This window comes from Streptomyces sp. NPDC048650 (assembly GCF_043199095.1).
Classification (GTDB): Bacteria; Actinomycetota; Actinomycetes; order Streptomycetales; family Streptomycetaceae; genus Streptomyces.
Map to the genome: position 1 here is coordinate 31,517 of NZ_JBICVM010000015.1, position 15,975 is coordinate 47,491.

13 protein-coding genes are annotated in these 15,975 nt (G+C 73.6%); 9 read left to right on the top strand and 4 right to left on the bottom strand.

Annotated features, from left to right (window positions below; all coding sequences use genetic code 11):
- Positions 1 to 83 precede the first annotated feature (83 nt).
- Positions 84 to 2,756 carry a pyruvate dehydrogenase (acetyl-transferring), homodimeric type gene (gene aceE / locus ACGFML_RS31470; protein WP_393549035.1) on the top strand — a complete coding sequence of 891 codons (2,673 nt, stop codon included), beginning with the start codon at positions 84 to 86 and terminating at the stop codon, positions 2,754 to 2,756.
- 250 nt (positions 2,757 to 3,006) lie between these two features.
- Positions 3,007 to 3,981 (top strand): helix-turn-helix transcriptional regulator, encoded by a 975-nt coding sequence (locus ACGFML_RS31475; RefSeq protein WP_393549036.1) that lies wholly within the window; start codon positions 3,007 to 3,009, stop codon positions 3,979 to 3,981.
- 30 nt (positions 3,982 to 4,011) lie between these two features.
- On the opposite strand, the gene ACGFML_RS31480 is transcribed toward ACGFML_RS31475, so the two are convergent.
- On the bottom strand, positions 4,012 to 4,998 hold the full coding sequence (locus ACGFML_RS31480; RefSeq protein ID WP_393549037.1) for an SDR family oxidoreductase: 987 nt from the start codon (positions 4,996 to 4,998) through the stop codon (positions 4,012 to 4,014).
- A 107-nt stretch (positions 4,999 to 5,105) separates the two neighbouring features.
- Positions 5,106 to 6,998, bottom strand: a complete 1,893-nt coding sequence (locus ACGFML_RS31485) for a hypothetical protein (protein WP_393549038.1) — start codon at positions 6,996 to 6,998, stop codon at positions 5,106 to 5,108.
- Positions 6,999 to 7,232: 234 nt separating this feature from the next.
- Between ACGFML_RS31485 and ACGFML_RS31490 the strand changes: the two genes are divergently transcribed.
- The 3 genes from ACGFML_RS31490 to ACGFML_RS31500 all read left to right on the top strand — a co-directional run bounded on the left by ACGFML_RS31490 (position 7,233) and on the right by ACGFML_RS31500 (position 10,189).
- Positions 7,233 to 7,751, top strand: a complete 519-nt coding sequence (locus ACGFML_RS31490) for a DUF4240 domain-containing protein (protein ID WP_393549039.1) — start codon at positions 7,233 to 7,235, stop codon at positions 7,749 to 7,751.
- Between the two features lie 72 nt (positions 7,752 to 7,823).
- Positions 7,824 to 8,708, top strand: a complete 885-nt coding sequence (locus ACGFML_RS31495; RefSeq protein WP_393549040.1) for a TIGR01777 family oxidoreductase — start codon at positions 7,824 to 7,826, stop codon at positions 8,706 to 8,708.
- Between the two features lie 179 nt (positions 8,709 to 8,887).
- Entirely contained in the window at positions 8,888 to 10,189 is a 1,302-nt protein-coding gene (locus ACGFML_RS31500) for an FAD-dependent oxidoreductase (protein WP_393549041.1), read from the top strand.
- A gap of 15 nt (positions 10,190 to 10,204) precedes the next feature.
- Here the strand turns inward: ACGFML_RS31500 and ACGFML_RS31505 are convergent, their stop codons facing one another.
- Positions 10,205 to 11,662 (bottom strand): regulator, encoded by a 1,458-nt coding sequence (locus tag ACGFML_RS31505; RefSeq protein WP_393549042.1) that lies wholly within the window; start codon positions 11,660 to 11,662, stop codon positions 10,205 to 10,207.
- Between the two features lie 304 nt (positions 11,663 to 11,966).
- Between ACGFML_RS31505 and lipB the strand changes: the two genes are divergently transcribed.
- The 4 genes from lipB to ACGFML_RS31525 all read left to right on the top strand — a co-directional run bounded on the left by lipB (position 11,967) and on the right by ACGFML_RS31525 (position 15,043).
- Positions 11,967 to 12,782, top strand: coding sequence for a lipoyl(octanoyl) transferase LipB (gene lipB, locus ACGFML_RS31510; RefSeq protein WP_393549043.1), 816 nt, complete (start codon positions 11,967 to 11,969; stop codon positions 12,780 to 12,782).
- A gap of 165 nt (positions 12,783 to 12,947) precedes the next feature.
- Positions 12,948 to 13,898, top strand: coding sequence for a lipoyl synthase (gene lipA, locus ACGFML_RS31515; RefSeq protein ID WP_393549044.1), 951 nt, complete (start codon positions 12,948 to 12,950; stop codon positions 13,896 to 13,898).
- A gap of 208 nt (positions 13,899 to 14,106) precedes the next feature.
- On the top strand, positions 14,107 to 14,322 hold the full coding sequence (locus ACGFML_RS31520) for a hypothetical protein (protein WP_393549045.1): 216 nt from the start codon (positions 14,107 to 14,109) through the stop codon (positions 14,320 to 14,322).
- Between the two features lie 10 nt (positions 14,323 to 14,332).
- A complete protein-coding gene (locus tag ACGFML_RS31525) occupies positions 14,333 to 15,043 on the top strand; it encodes a DUF4191 domain-containing protein (protein ID WP_393549046.1) in 711 nt (236 codons plus the stop codon).
- A 289-nt stretch (positions 15,044 to 15,332) separates the two neighbouring features.
- On the opposite strand, the gene ACGFML_RS31530 is transcribed toward ACGFML_RS31525, so the two are convergent.
- Positions 15,333 to 15,800, bottom strand: coding sequence for an RDD family protein (locus tag ACGFML_RS31530; protein ID WP_393549047.1), 468 nt, complete (start codon positions 15,798 to 15,800; stop codon positions 15,333 to 15,335).
- Between the last annotated feature and the right edge of the window lie 175 nt (positions 15,801 to 15,975).

Consider the following 15,975-nt stretch of genomic DNA (forward strand, 5'->3'; position numbering starts at 1 on the left):
GTATCGTCGTCCCTCGGGGCGCGACACCCCTGCCTGCCAGCACCACTCGCACTCCCGACCCACCGTCCGGAAAGGGGCCACCCATGCCCGAACCCGTACGCCTGCCGTACAGCCAGCTCGACCAGCTCCCGGACCGGGACCCCGAGGAGACCGCCGAGTGGCGCGAGTCCCTTGACGCCGTCACCAGGGCCGCGGGCCCGCACCGTGCCGCGTATCTGATGCGCCGGGCCCTGGAGCACAACGGTGCTCGCGGGCTCGCGCCCCTGGAGACGGACTACGTCAACACCATCCCCACCTCCGCCGAGCCCGACTTCCCGGGCGACGAGGCGCTGGAGGCGCGGATCACCGCCTGGAACCGCTGGAACGCCGCCGCGATGGTCACCCGCGGCTCCAAGCTCGGCCTCGGCGGCCACATCGCGACCTTCGCCTCGGCCGCCTGGCTCTACGAGACCGGCTTCCAGCACTTCTTCCGCGGCAAGGAGGACGACGGGTCCGGCGACCAGCTCTACATCCAGGGCCACGCCTCCCCCGGCATCTACGCCCGCGCCTTCCTCGAAGGCCGCCTCACCGAGGACCAGCTCGACCACTTCCGCCAGGAGGCCGGCGGCGAGGGCCTGCCGTCCTACCCGCATCCGCGTCGGCTGCCCTGGCTGTGGGAGTTCCCCACCGTCTCCATGGGCCTGGGCCCGCTCTCCGCGATCTACCAGGCGCGCTTCAACCGCTACCTGGAGCACCGCGGCATCAAGGACACCGCCGGCTCGCACGTCTGGGCGTTCCTGGGCGACGGCGAGATGGACGAGCCCGAGTCGACCGCCGCACTGGCATTGGCCGGCCGCGAGGGCCTGGACAACCTGACCTTCGTCATCAACTGCAACCTGCAGCGCCTGGACGGCCCGGTGCGCCCCAACTTCAAGATCGTGCAGGAGCTGGAGGCCCAGTTCCGCGCGGCCGGCTGGAACGTCGTCAAGTCGCTGTGGGGCCGTGCCTGGGACGAGGTCTTCGCCCTCGACACCGACGGCGCGCTGCTGCGCCGGCTGGCCGAGACCCCCGACGCGCAGTTCCAGACGTACGCCACCCGCGACGCCGCCTACCTGCGCGAGCACTTCTTCGGCGCGAACGACTCGCTGCAGGCCATCGCCCGCACCCTGACCGACGCCAAGCTGCTGGAGCTGTTCCAGACCTCCCGCGCCGGCCACGAGCCGCGCAAGGTGTACGCCGCCTACAAGGCCGCCGTCGAGCACAAGGACGCGCCGACCGTCATCCTGGCGCAGACCGTCAAGGGCTACACCCTCGGCACGGGCTTCGAGTCCCGCAATGCCAACCACCAGATGAAGAAGCTCACGATGGCGGAGTTCCGCACCATGCGGGACCTGCTCGACCTGCCCATCCCGGACAGCGCGCTGGAGGGCGACCTGGTGCCGTACTGGCGCCCGGCCGAGGACTCCCCCGAGATGGCCTACCTGCGCGAGCGCCGCACCGCCCTGGGCGGCCCGGCACCCGCCCGCACGGTGGCCGCCAAGCCGCTGCCGATGCCGGCGGAGAAGAACTTCGACCAGCTCAAGAAGGGCTCGGGCAGCCAGGAGATCGCCACCACCATGGCGTTCGTCCGGCTGGTCAAGGACCTGATGCGGGACAAGGAGACCGGCAGGCGCTGGGTCCCGATCGTCCCCGACGAGGCCCGTACCTTCGGCATGGAGTCGCTGTTCCCGACGGCCGGCCTCTACTCCCCCAAGGGCGCGACGTACGACCCGGTCGACCGCGACCAGCTCCTTTGGTACAAGGAGGCCAAGAACGGCCAGATCCTCAACGAGGGCATCACCGAGGCCGGTTCGCTCGCCGACTTCACCGCGGCGGCGACCTCGTACGCCACCCACGGCGAGCCGATGATCCCGTTCTACATCTTCTACTCGATGTTCGGCTGGCAGCGCACCGCCGACCAGTTCTGGGCGCTGGCCGACCAGTTGGGCCGCGGCTTCGTCGTCGGCGCCACCGCGGGCCGGACGACGATGACCGGCGAGGGCCTCCAGCACGCCGACGGCCACTCGCACCTGATCGCCTCCACCAACCCGGCGGCGCTCTCCTACGACCCGGCGTTCGCCTACGAAGTGGCCGTCATCGTCAAGGAGGGCCTGCGCCGGATGTACGGCCCGGACTCCGAGGACGTCTTCTACTACCTGACGGTCTACAACGAGACCAAGGTGCAGCCGGCCATGCCCGCCGGCGTCGAGGAAGAGGCCGTGCTGCGCGGTCTGTACCGCTTCCGGGAGGCGGCTGCCGACGGGCCCGTCGCCTCCGACGCCCCCCGGCTCCAGCTGCTGGCCTCCGGTACGGCCATCCACTGGGCGCTGGACGCACAGCGGCTGCTGGCGGACGACTGGGGCGTGGCGGCGGACGTGTGGTCGGCGCCGTCCTGGACCGAGCTGCGCCGCGACGCCCTGGCGTGCGACGCCGCCCGTCTGGAGGGCGAGGACCGGGTTCCGTACGTCACCCGTGCGCTGGCCGGTGCGCCCGGCCCGGTGGTCGCGGTCAGCGACTGGATGCGGGCGGTCCCGGACCAGATCGCGCCGTGGGTCGAGCAGGACTGGACCTCCATCGGCACCGACGGCTTCGGCCTCTCGGACACCCGCGACGCGGCCCGCCGGCACTTCGGTGTCGACCCGCAGTCCGTGGTCGTCCAGGCGCTGGCCGCGCTCGCCCGCCGCGGCGAGGTCAAGCCGGAGACGGTCAAGGAGGCGCGGCAGCACTACGGGCTGTGAGGCCCGGGGCGCACCGCCGCCCGTGAGACGCGGGCGGGGCCCGGCCGACACCGGGTGCCGCCCGCCCAAGGGCCCGTGAGGGCCCGCCCCCCACTCCCGTGCGGAGGTCACCTTCCCGCGCCCGGGGCCTTCGCACGGGAACCCACCGGCCCGGCCGGCCATGCCCTGACTCGGCCGGGCCGGTTCTCGGTGCTGCCGGGCCCGGCCGTCGTGCCCGGGCGGTGTCGGTGGCGCCCGGCATGATGAGGGCATGCGTGCCGCCCGGCTGATCAAGATGGTGTTGCTGCTCCAGTCGCGGCCGTCGATGACGGCCGCCGATCTGGCACATGAGCTGGAGGTCTCCGAGCGCACGGTCGGCCGGGACGTGCTCTCGCTCTCCGAGGCCGGAGTGCCCGTCTACGCCGACCGCGGCCGGGCCGGCGGCTACCGCCTGATCGGCGGCTACCGCACCCGGCTGACGGGCCTCGGCCGCAGCGAGGCCGAGGCGCTCTTCCTCTCCGGAGTCCCGACCGCACTGCGCGAGATGGGCCTCGCGGACGCCTCCTCCGCCGCCCGCCTCAAGGTCTCCGCGGCCCTGCTGCCCGAGCTGCGCGACGCCGCGACGGGCGTCGCCCAGCGCTTCCACCTCGACGCACCGGCCTGGTATCAGGAGCCGGAGCCCCCCGCCCTGCTGCCCGCCGTCGCCGAAGCGGTCTGGGACGACCGCCGGATCACGGCCCGCTATCGGCGCAAGGACACCGAGGTGCAGCGGGAGTTGGAGCCGTACGGGCTCGTGCTGAAGGCGGGGGTGTGGTATTTGGCGGCGCGGGTCGAGGACACCTTCCGGGTCTACCGGATCGATCGCTTCGCCGCCGTCGAGGCCGCCGGGAGCCACTTCACGCGGGACACGGAGTTCGACCTCCCCGCGTTCTGGGCCGAGCGGGCGGCGGAGTTCGCCCGCTCCCTCCTGCGCGAGCAGGTGGTGCTCCGGCTCTCGCCGCTCGGTGTAGGCCGGCTGCCGTACGTCACCGAGCCCGCCGCGGCCCGGGCGGCGACGGCCGAGGCCCGGGAGGCGGGCGGGCCGGACGGCGAGGGGTGGCTGACCGTCACCCTGGCCGTGGAGTCCGCCGAGGTCGCCTACTCCCAGCTGCTGGCGCTCGGCCCGGAGGGCGAGGTGCTGGCACCCCCCGGGCTGCGCGAGCGGTTCGCGGCGGCCGCCCGGCGGACGGCCGCGCTCTACGCGTAGGGCGGTGCTCCGCCCACGACGGGCTCCGCCCTACCGGTAGTCCGCGGCCGTCGCGTCCTTCCCACCGAAGACCACGTCCTCGAAGTAGCCGAAGGCGTCCGGCCGGGAGCCGTCGGTGTCCGTGAAGTCGTACTCCTTCGCCAGCCGGCCGCTGGAGAGCGACTGCCCGCTCCAGCGCTCCTTGTCGGGGTCGGCGGCCAGCGCCCGTACGGCGCGGGCGACGAGTGCCGGCGATTCGGCGACGGCGAAGTGCGGCTCCTTGGCCACCGCGTCGCGCCAGGTCTCCTCCGTCACCCCGAAGTGGTCGAGCATCTCCTCGGACCGCAGGAACCCGGGGGTGAGCGAGACGGCCGTGCCGCCGTACTCCTCGAGCTCGGCGGCGAGGCCGAAGGCGATGCGGTGCGGGGCGCTCTTGGTGAGGTCGAAGCAGAGGCTGCCGCGGTAGACGCGGTTGAAGGCGTCGGTGCCGTCGGTCATCTCGACCACCAGTCCGCCGGGCCGACGGATCAGCAGCGGCAGCGCGAAATGGCCGGTGATGACATGGCTGTCGATGCCGAGGCGGAACATCCGCAGCCCGTTCGCCAGGTCGAGGTCCCAGAGCTTGGTGTCGAACTCCAGGAGGTGGTCGCCGCCCCAGACGCTGTTGACCAGGACGTCCAGCCGCCCCTGCTCGCGGTCGATGCGTTCGGTCAGCGCCTTGACCTGCGACGGATCGAGATGGTCGGTGGGTACGGCGATCCCGGTGCCGGCCACCCGTCGCCCACCGCTCTCGGTCGAGGTCCTACGGGCCGCCGCTCCTGCCGCGGTCACCAGTTCCGCGGTCTCCTCGATGGTCTCCGAGGGACGCCCCACCTCGCTGACCCGCTCCCTGGTCGTGCGCCCCGTCACGTACACCAGCGCGCCCGCCCGGCCCAGCTCCACGGCCATCGCCCGCCCCGCGCCCCGGGTCGCCCCGGCGACCAGCGCCACCTTTCCGGTCAGATCCCCCGTCACGGTCCGGTCGTCATGTCCCGTCACTGCGCCACGCTCCTCGTCGTCGGCCGGTTGCTGCCTTCGTCGCGACCCTGACACCGAAACCCGACACCTTCTGTCGGGTTTTCCGGCGCGCTCACGGACTTCCGGTCCTACGGACGCACCGCCCGCACACTCCTGCCGTCCGCCCACCGCCCCGACACCTCGGCCGACGCGCCCCGCGGAGCCGGCACGGCGAGCGTGGCCCCCTTGCCGACGGCCCGCACACCGCCCGTGACGTCGATCCCGCCGACCCCCCTGCTCCCCGCGGCGAGCAGATACCACTTCCCGGACTTCGCCTGCCAGTGGGCGGCGCCGACCACCTGGCGCCCGAAGCGGCCGCAGGCGCCGGTGTCGGCGGCCCGTCCGGCGATCTGCCCGGGGTCGGCCGGGCGGGCCGCGGGTGGCTGGAACTGCACGGTGATCCGCCCGGGGCCGCGCCAGGTGTCGGCCCGGGTGCAGACCCAGGTGGCGCTGCCACCGCCCTCCGGGAGGCGCTGCCCGGCATACGCCCAGTTGTTGACGGACCGTACGCCCGCGCCGCGCAGCGACCGCAGCGAGCAGGCGGTGCGGGCCCAGCCGAGCAGCCCGGGGGAACCGGTCGCCTCGCGCGGACCGGCGCCGGAGGGCTGCGGCGGCAGATACGTCAGGTGGGCGGGGGCGAGATCACCGAGGTCCGTCACCAGGAAGGCGTGGTCCTCGACGATCCGTGCCGAGGAGCGCAGCTGCGCCACCGGCCAGCCGCCGCAGCCGCCGGCCGCCGCGGGCGGGGTGGGAATCCGGCCGGTGACACCGTCCGGGGCGACGTGCAGCCCCCGCTCCGGGGCGTCGGGCACGAGCAGGTCCCGGGTGGCGATCTGGGAGATCCACGGGGCGAGCAGATAGCGCATCCAACCGTTGCCGCGGCCGATCACCAGCGCGGCGCCGGTCGTCAGGTCCGCGCCGTCGACCCGTGCGAAGTGCAGCGTGGGCGTGGCGTCGGCCGGTTCGGCGTAGCGGACCAGCCGGTCGCCGTCGTGGAAGACCACGACCATGACGTTGTCGATCAGGCCCGCGTACAGGAGCCGCGGCGGCTGGTCCGGCGGCCTGGTGGAGGTCTGGGCGGCGGCGGTGATCCGGGTGCCGGCGGGCGGGTCCGCCCAGACCCGCAGCGCCCGCCCCAGCAGATCCCCGTCGCCGGCCTGGTGGCCGCGGGGCGGCCAGGCGGTGAAGTCCACCCGGGAGGTGTCGGCCCACTGCTCGTTGGGGGTGCGCAGCAGCCGGTCCGGGTCCAGGGCCTGCTGCGCAACGGTCTCGTGCCGCGGGCCGGCCGCGTCGCCGCCGGCCACACCCGCCACGCCCGCTGCGGCCACCAGGGCGACCGCCAGAGCGACCGCCGTCCGCACCCGCTGGCGGCGGCGCAGCAGGTCCGTCGGCCGGGTCTGGACCGTGCACGGGTCGAACTCCCCCGAGCCCAGCAGCGCCGGGGCGCCCGCCCCGGCCGCGCTGTCCAGCTGTCCGGCCGCCCGCTGTGCCGCGTCCGGGTCCGCGACGCCGGCCGCCGTCAGGACGGCGCGGGCCGCGTCCTTGTCGAGCCCTTCCAGGTGCCACAGTCCGACGGCGGCCCGGACGGGGGCGGGAACGGCGGACAGCGCCCGGTCCAGGGCGAGTTCATCGGCGCCGCCGGCCCGGGGGAAGAGCCGCAGGCCCCAGACGATGGGCACGGCGGGCAGCGGCCGGGCGGGCCGGTCCTCGTACGCCAGGGCCAGCCGCAGGGTGCGCAGCCGCACCAGGTCGTAGCCGGATCCGGCCTCCGGGGCACGCGGGGAGGGCAGCGCGCGCCGGTCCGGCCGGCGCCGGCCGGACCGGGGCAGTGCCCGCTGGACCAGGCCGTGGGCGGCCAGGACCCGGCGGTGACGGCCCATCGACGGCGGCAGGACGAGGTAGCCGAGGCGGACCAGCCGCGGATAGTGCTCGACGATGGCCGCCTCCGCCCGCTCGACGTCGGCCGGAGTTCTTGCGTCCATGGGCATGGCCTGGAACAGCCCTTCGCATAGGGGAGGAGACGCCGCGGATGGTCGTTGCACGCCTTCCAACGAGTGATTCTTGGGGCGGTCACACGACGGCACACGGGCGAGCCGCGGCCACCGGCTCGCGGACGCGGCACCGCCCCCACGCCCCGTCAACGGCCCGGACAGCGGCCGCGCAGCGGGGGGATTCCGCGTGCGGGGCGCGGCGGCAGGGCCGATGCTGGAGCGGTGATGGACGAGATGGAGTTCTGGCAGCTCATCGACACCTCCCGCGAGGTCGCCGGGGGCGATCCCGAGGAGCAGGCCGACGTCCTGGTCGAGCGGCTGGTCGGGCTGGACCCGGACGCGGTCACGGACTTCGCCCGCCACTTCGAGTCCCGTTACAACCGGGCATACGCCTGGGAGCTGTGGGCCGCGGCCGCGGTCCTGCTGGACGGCGCCGCCGACGACGTCTTCGACTACTTCCGCTGCTGGCTGATCGGCCAGGGCCGGGAGGTCTTCGAGGGCGCGCTGCACGATCCGGACCACCTCGCCGATCTGCTGGACGAGTTCGACGAGGAGGTCGACGGCGACGCGGAGGAATTGGGCTACGCGGCCGACGAGGCGTACGAGCGGCTGACCGGCGCCGTGATGCCCGACCTCGGCCTGCCCCCGGCGCCCCGCGAACCGCTCGGCACCTACCTCGACTTCGACGACGACGAGGTCCTGGCGGAGCGCTTCCCCCGGCTCTGGGACCGCTTCCGTCCCTGAGGGCCGTCCGCAACGGGGGCACACCGCCCCCGCGTACGGCCCGCCGGCCGCCGGGGCGGGCAGTATGGGCCCATGCGGATCGCGATCACCGGCTCGACCGGTCTCATCGGCACGGAACTCGTTCGCTCGCTCCGGGCGGACGGCCACGACGTCGTCCGGCTCGTCCGTCGCCCGCCCGCGGCCGCCGACGAAGTGCGCTGGGACCCCGCGCGCCAGGAGGTCGACACGGCCGGTCTGCGGGGCTGTGCGGCGATGGTCCACCTCGCGGGCGCGGGCGTCGGCGACCACCGCTGGACGGCGGCGTACAAGCGCGAGATCCGCGACAGCCGGGTGAAGGGCACCAAGGCCGTCGCCACCGCCCTCGCCTCGATGGACGCCCCGCCGCGGGTCTTCGTGTGCGGCAGCGCGATCGGCTACTACGGCGACACCGGTGACCGGCGCACGGACGAGACCGGGGCGGCCGGCACCGGCTTCCTCCCGGACGTCTGCGTCGCCTGGGAGCACGCCGCCGGGCCCGCCCAGGAGGCGGGCATCCGCACGGCCTTCGCGCGCACCGGACTGGTCGTGGCGCGCTCGGGCGGCGCCTGGGGGAAGCTGTTCCCGATCTTCCGTATGGGGCTGGGCGGCCGGCTCGGCGACGGCAGCCAGTACTGGAGCTTCATCTCTCTGGCGGACCACATCGCGGCGCTGCGCCACCTCATCGACACCGACGGCCTCAGCGGCCCGGTCAACCTCACCGCCCCGGAGCCGGTCACCAACCGGGAGGCGACGGCGGTGATGGGCAAGTACCTGAACCGCCCCACGCTCGCCACGGTCCCCGCGCCCGTGTTGCGGGCCGCCCTCGGGGAGTTCGCCGGCGATGTGCTCGCCAGCCAGCGCGTCATCCCCCGGCGCCTGCTGGACTCCGGCTTCAGCTTCAGCCACCCCCACGTCATGGACGCGGTACGCGCCGCCTGACCCCGGGCCGCCGCCGCGCCCCCGGCGGCGCGGCGGCAACGCTACGGCGCGCCCCCGAGTGCCCCTGTCGTGTCCCCCGCCGCCCTCCCTACCGTCCTGGTACAGACCACTGGGCATCCTTTGCGGCGCCACCGTGCCCGACCACGGTGTGCCGCGGGAGCCGACCTCGGGAGGGGCACGTGCTGCGCACCGCATCGACCGTGGACGTCGTCATCGTGGGAGCCGGCCCGGCCGGTCTCGCCGCGGCCCGCCATCTGACCGGCGCCGGGGTGTCGGTCAGCGTGCTGGAGGCCGCGCCACGGATCGGCGGCCGGGCCACGACCGACGACGTCGACGGCTTCCGGCTGGACCGGACCGGCCGCCCGCTGGCGGTCTCCATCGCCGAGCTGCGTCGCACGCCCGGGCTGGGGGCGCTGGCGTTGCGGCCGTTCGCACCCGGCCTGTGTCTTCACAACGGCCGGCGGGCGCAGCGCATCAGCTCGCCCCGGAGCACGAGGGGCGCATTGAGTGCGGCGCGCGCCCTCTCACGCGCCGACCGCCGTACGGAACGCCGCACGGACCGCAACGGGGACCGCACCATCACCTCGACCCCCGTCGACCGCACGGTGGTTGAGGCCCTGACAGGCCGCCCCGGCTTCCCGTCGCGCCCCCAGGACGCGTTCCTGCGGCCGCTGCTCACCGCGCTGCTGGGCGACCCCGGGCTGAGCGGCTCCAGCCGCGGCGCCGCCCGGGTGCTGCGCGACTTCGCCGAGGGCCGCCTCTGCCTGCCGGCCGGCGGCGCCTCGGCCGTCCCCGAACTCCTCGCCGCCGCGCTGCCCCCCGGCACGGTCCGTACGTCCGTACGCGCCACCGCCGTCTCCGCCAACGGCGTGTGCACCGCCGAGCACGGCCCCATCCCCTGCCGTGCCGTCCTGGTGGCGACCGGTGCGCACGACGCGGCCGAACTGCTGCCGGGGCTGCGGGTACCCGCCTTCCACCCGATGACCGTGCTGCACCACACGACCGGGACCGCCCCGGGCCCACGCAACGGCATGGCACCGTCTCGGGACACCGCGCTGATCCTGGCGACCGACGGCCCGGTGGCGCACACCTACGCCGCCGGAGCCGTCGACCCGTCCCGTACACCGCCGGGCCACTCCCTGATCACCACGACCGTGCTGGGCAGCGCCGCGTCACTGCCGCCGTCCGTCCTGGACAAGACCGTCCGGCCCCAGCTGGAGAGGCTCTACGGGACGGTGGCCGACGGCTGGCGGCTGCTGAGCGCCCACCACGACCCGTACGCGGTACCCGCGATGTCCGCGCCGCACGATCCGCTGCGGTCGGTGCGGATGCTGTCGGGGCTGTACGTGTGCGGCGACCACCGGGACACCGGCACCCTCCAGGGCGCGCTGCACTCGGGCCGCCGGGCCGCCCGTGCCCTGCTGCGGGACTTCGGCCTGCCGGCCCTCGCCGAGCCGCGCGCCCTGCGCCCGGCGGCCTGAACGCGGCCGCCGGCCTCACCCCAGGGCGGCCACCCGGTCGCGGTACCCGCGCACCGCCGCGGCGTCGCGGTACGGCTCCAGCCGGCGTTCGAAGTCCCGGACGTACTCGTGGGCGCGTGCCGACCGCATCTCGGAGGCCTGCAGCGCCGCCTCGGCGCCCAGCGTGCAGGCCTGCTCCAGCTCGCCCAGGCCCAGCCGGGCGGTCGCCAGGACCACCCGGCAGAACAGCCGGCTGCGGGCGAAGGAGGCCGAGCGCAGCTGGAGCGAGCGCTCGGCGTGCTGGGAGGCCGTGCGGTACTGCTGGAGATCGCGGTGGCAGTGCGCCAGCTCGTCGGCCAGCTGGGCCTCGTCGAAGAACCGCGCCCAGTACGGCGTCTCGTCACCGGGCCGGGCGGCCTCCAGCGCCCGCTCCGCCCGGACCAGCGCGGCCGTGCACGCCCGGGCCTCGCTCATCAGGCCGTGCCCGCGTGCCTCGGCGGCGTGCAGCAGCGCCGCCACCACCGGCGGCGCACTGCTGCCGACCCCCTGCTGGGCGACGCGCGCCAGCTGGACCGCCTCCCGCCCGTGCCCCAGGTACACGGCCTGCCGGCTCATGGTCACCAGGACGTAGGCCCCGTACGCCCGGTCGCCGGCCGCCTGGGCCAGCCGCAGCGCCTGCACGAAGTAGCGCTGCGCCAGACCGTGCGCGGCGATGTCGTACGAGGTCCAGCCGGCCAGCCGGGTCAGGTCGGCGGCGGCCGCGAACAGCCGGCGGCCGGTGCCCTCGCCGTAGGTGCCGCGCAGCATCGGCTCGGCCTCGTGTTCCAGATAGCGCACCAGGGCCTGTCGGGCGTGGCCGCCGCCGTAGGCGTGGTCCAGCGCCCGGAAGAGCTCGCCGACCGAGCGCAGCGCCGCGATGTCGCCGGAGGTGACCCGGCCGCCGGGGGTCCGGTCGATGCGGTCGGTGCGCCGCTGCCGCGGCACCCCGAGGCGGCTGCCCTGGACCGGGATGCGGCCCGCTCCGTCGGGGCCCGCCTCGCCGCGGGCCACCCGCTCGTCGGGGCGGCCGATCAGCCAATCCCGGCTGGGTACCACGAGCCCGGCCGGGGTGAAGGCGATCTTGCGGAGCTCGGCGTGGCTGCCGGAGTCCTTGCGCCACAGGCCGCTGACGATGTCCACCGCCTCGGTGGGACTCGCGGCGAATTCGAGCCCGGCGTACACCGGCGCACAGGCGTCGAGGCCGAGATCCTGCGCCGAGAGCCGGCGCCCCAGCCGGCGGGTGAACACCTCCGCGATCAGCGCGGGGGTGGTGCCCCGGGGCTGCTGGCCGCGGAGCCAGCGCGTCACCGAGGTCTTGTCGTAGCGCAGGTCGAGGCCGTGCTCGATGCCGAGCTGATCGACCCTTCTGGCCAGTCCTGCGTTGGAGAACCCCGCCTCGGCGATGAGCGCGGCGAGCTGGCGGTTGGGGATGTGTTGCGGGGGTCGTTCCGTCATCGGCTTTACCGGTCTCCTGCCTTCCGGGCCTTGCCGCCGGGCTCGGCTCACCCTGACCGGCACGCTCCTTTGCCCTTGTGGGACGGCGTGAATGTAACGGCCTTCGGCGCCGTTCTGACGGCCTGCGCCCCGCGTTCATCCGATCGTGTGAGCAGGCACGCTCCGGTCCCGGGGGTGGGCAGCACCGCCCGGAACCGGCCGCCTGCAACGGGCGCGACGGGCGGTCGTACAGTGGCATGGGCGCGAAGTGGCTCTCCCGGTGCCGCACACAAGTGCAACGGGAGACAGAAGTTGAGGAGCTGCCGTGACTGCGATCTCTCGGGGGGCGACCCCCGAACCCGAGGGGCTGCGCTTTGTGCATCTGGGCTTCGGTGCGGACGCCGTGGACTACGAATCCGCGTGGCAGGAGCAGCGCCGGGTGCACGCCGCCCGGTTCGCCGACGAGGTGCCGGACACCTGCCTGCTCCTGGAGCACCCGCCCGTATACACCGCCGGACGGCGCACGTCCGATGACGAGCGCCCCCTGGACGGCACCCCCGTCATCGACGTCGACCGCGGCGGCAAGATCACCTGGCACGGCCCCGGCCAGCTGGTCGGCTATCCCATCCAGAAGCTGCCGCGCCCGGTCGACGTCGTCGCCCATGTCCGGCGCCTGGAGGAGGCCCTGATCCGGGTCTGTGACGCATTCGGCGTGGCGGGCACCAGGATCGAGGGCCGCAGCGGGGTGTGGGTGCTGGGCGACCCGGTCGAGCAGCGGGCGGCCCTGGGCGGCCTGAACCTCGACTTCGACCCGCGGGCGGCGGACGAGATGTTCGACCCGCGACTGAACGGCCCCGAGTACGCCCCCTCCAACGCCGGCCAGCGCCGCGAGGACCGCAAACTCGCCGCGATCGGGATCCGCGTCGCCAAGGGCGTCACGATGCACGGGTTCTCGTTCAACGTGAATCCGGACAACACCTCGTTCGACAAGATCGTGCCGTGCGGCATCCGCGACGCCGGCGTCGCCTCGCTCGCGGGCGAGCTGGGCCGCGAGATCACCATCGCCGAGGTGCTGCCCGTCGTCGAGAAGCATCTGCGCGCCGTCCTGGAGGACGCCGAGCTCCTGCCCCGCGCGATCTGACCGGCCGGCCGCCGGTAGAGCCGCCGAGAAAGCTGCCGGGAATGCGGCCCCCGTCGCGGGGGTTGCCGTGCACGTCGAAGACGTGACGCACGTGACGTAAAAGCGTGCGAATTATCGGGCGTACCCTGGTGGACGCCGAAGAATCGAAGTCGTAGGGAGCCGGACGTGTCCGCAGTCGCACCCGACGGACGCAAGATGCTGCGCCTGGAGGTCCGGAACAGCCAGACCCCCATCGAGCGCAAGCCCGAGTGGATCAAGACCCGGGCGAAAATGGGTCCCGAGTACAACCACCTGCAGAGCCTGGTCAAAAGTGAGGGCCTGCACACGGTCTGCCAGGAGGCGGGCTGTCCCAACATCTTTGAGTGCTGGGAGGACCGCGAGGCGACGTTCCTCATCGGTGGCGACCAGTGCACCCGCCGCTGCGACTTCTGCCAGATCGACACCGGCAAGCCGCAGGAGCTGGACCGCGACGAACCCCGCCGGGTGGCCGAGTCGGTCGAGAAGATGAGCCTGAAGTACGCCACGATCACCGGCGTCGCACGCGACGACCTGGAGGACGGCGGCGCCTGGCTGTACGCCGAGACCGTGCGGCAGATCCACGCGTCGATGCCCGACACCGGCGTCGAACTGCTCATCCCGGACTTCAACGCGGTCCCCGAGCAGCTGGCCGAGGTCTTCTCCTCCCGCCCGGAGGTCCTGGCGCACAACGTCGAGACCGTCCCGCGGATCTTCAAGCGCATCCGCCCCGGCTTCCGCTACGAGCGGTCGCTGGAGGTCATCACCAAGGCCCGCGAGGCCGGCCTGGTCACCAAGTCCAACCTGATCCTGGGCATGGGCGAGGAGCGCGAGGAGATCAGCCAGGCGCTGCAGGACCTGCACGACGCGGGCTGCGAGCTGATCACCATCACGCAGTACCTGCGCCCCTCCGTGCGCCACCACCCCATCGAGCGCTGGGTCAAGCCCGCCGAGTTCGTGGAGCTCCAGGAGGAGGCCGAGGAGATCGGCTACGCGGGTGTCATGTCCGGCCCGCTGGTCCGCTCCTCCTACCGCGCCGGGCGCCTTTACCAGCAGGCGATGGAGCGGCGCGAGGTCGAGGCGTCCAGTCAGGCGGTTTGATCCGCCCGGCATGCCATCTTGTGAATCGTGGCACATGCTGAAGGAACACGGCCCGCACTCCCCCAGGCCGGGGGCGTGCGGGCCGCGTCAATGTTTCATCGGTGTTTGACCAGCAGGTCATCCGTTGGTAACACCGTTCCGTGACGATGGATGTACGCAACGCTTCCGCAGCCATCGCGCCTCCGACCTCTTTGAGGGAGCCCACACCATGCAGGCCGCGCCGCTCCGCGCCACCGCCCGTCCCCTGCCCTCCGTCTCCGGTGCCCTGCGTGCCGTCGAGGCTGTCCTGATGCGTGGCGGGCAGCGCACCGCCCGCCGAAACGCGTGGTCATCGGTCCTCGAGGACCGCCGCCGCGCCAACGACCGACGCGAGGCCCAGTACGTACTGGAGGCCGCGGCGACCCGGCATCCGCAGGCCACGTAAACTTCGCTGTATGGCGAGGAAGGCAAACTCAGACGGCGCTGCCGGCGCTGAGAACACCGGGCGGCTGAAGCAGATCGCCCAGACCTACAAGATGACCCGTCGGGTCGACTCCAAGGTCGGTCTTGTCGTCGCTGGTGTAGGCATCGTCGTATTCGGCGTTCTCCTTGCCATCGGCTTCGCGATCGGCCATCCCATCTATGCGGGCATCCTGGGCTTCGTCCTGGCCTTTCTCGCGATGGCGATCGTCTTCGGGCGGCGCGCCGAGCGGGCTGCCTTCGGGCAGATGGAGGGCCAGCCGGGAGCCGCGGCGGCCGTGCTGGACAACGTCGGCCGCGGCTGGACGACCACCCCTGCGGTGGCGATGAACCGCAGCCAGGACGTGGTGCACCGCGCCGTGGGCAAGGCCGGCATCGTGCTGGTGGGCGAGGGCAACCCGAACCGTCTGCGCGGCCTGCTGGCCGCGGAGAAGAAGCGGATGGCGCGCACCGTCGCCGACGCCCCGGTCCACGACATCATCGTGGGCGACGGCGAGGGCCAGGTACCGCTGAAGAAGCTGCGTACGACCCTGCTCAAGCTGCCGCGGGTACTGCCCGGCGCCCAGGTGACGGCGGTCAACGACCGGCTCAAGGCGCTCGGTGACCTGATGAGCAACATGCCGGTGCCGAAGGGTCCGATGCCCAAGGGCATGCGGATGCCGAAGGGCGGCGGCAAGGGACGCTGACCCGACCGATCACGACGAACGCCCCGGAGCTGCGGCTCCGGGGCGTTCTGTATGTCCGCTCCCCCATATACCCGCTCCCCCATATACCCGCTCCCCCGCATGTCCGCTCCCTCGCATGTCCGTCCCGGCGTCCGGGGCCGGCGCTTCGGGCCGGGCACCGAGCCGCCCGCCGCCCGCCATCCGGCCATCCGGCACCTGCGTCTGTATACGAGGGCCGGGCAGGACCCGAGCGGATCGGGGTCGGGGTCGGGGGCGTGCGGAGCGCCGTGCGGGAGGTAGCCCGGACGCGTCAGATCCGTACCTGCACGGCACGGGCGAGCCGGTCGTGCAGGCCGCGGCCGTCCCGGTCCCAGACCACCGCCGGAATGACGACCACGAGCAGCACGGTGCGCAGCAGGACCCGCGGCAGCGAAAGCCGCCCGCCGTCCTCCGCGATCACCCGCAGCCCCAGCAGCCGCTTGCCCGGCGTGAAGCCGACCGTGCCGACCGTCAGGAGGCTGAGCACCGCGAAGACCGCCAGTGCCCAGTTGCTCGCCGACTGCGCCCGGCCACCGCTCAGCAGCCCGTAGGCGATGAGCATGCACAGTGCCCAGTCGACGAAGAGGGCGGCGAGGCGGCGCCCGAACCGCGCGACCGAGCCCGACCCCTGCTCCGGCAGTCCGAGCCGCTCCCCGCGGTATCCGAAATCGACGCCCATGTCCTCGGCGGTCGCGCGGGGCCCGGAGATCCACGATCCGATTGCTTCCCTGTTGTCCACCCGTCCACGGTACTGCGACCACATACGACCGCTTCGCGGAGGGCCGGTACGGTCCGGGCGGAGGGCCGTCGCGGGCGGCGGGCGGGGCCCGTCCGGAATACGTCTCTTTGGCGCACACTGGGGGATAAAGGCGACCGCGCGGCGGTTAACCTCGACGAAACAAATGGGTCATGCT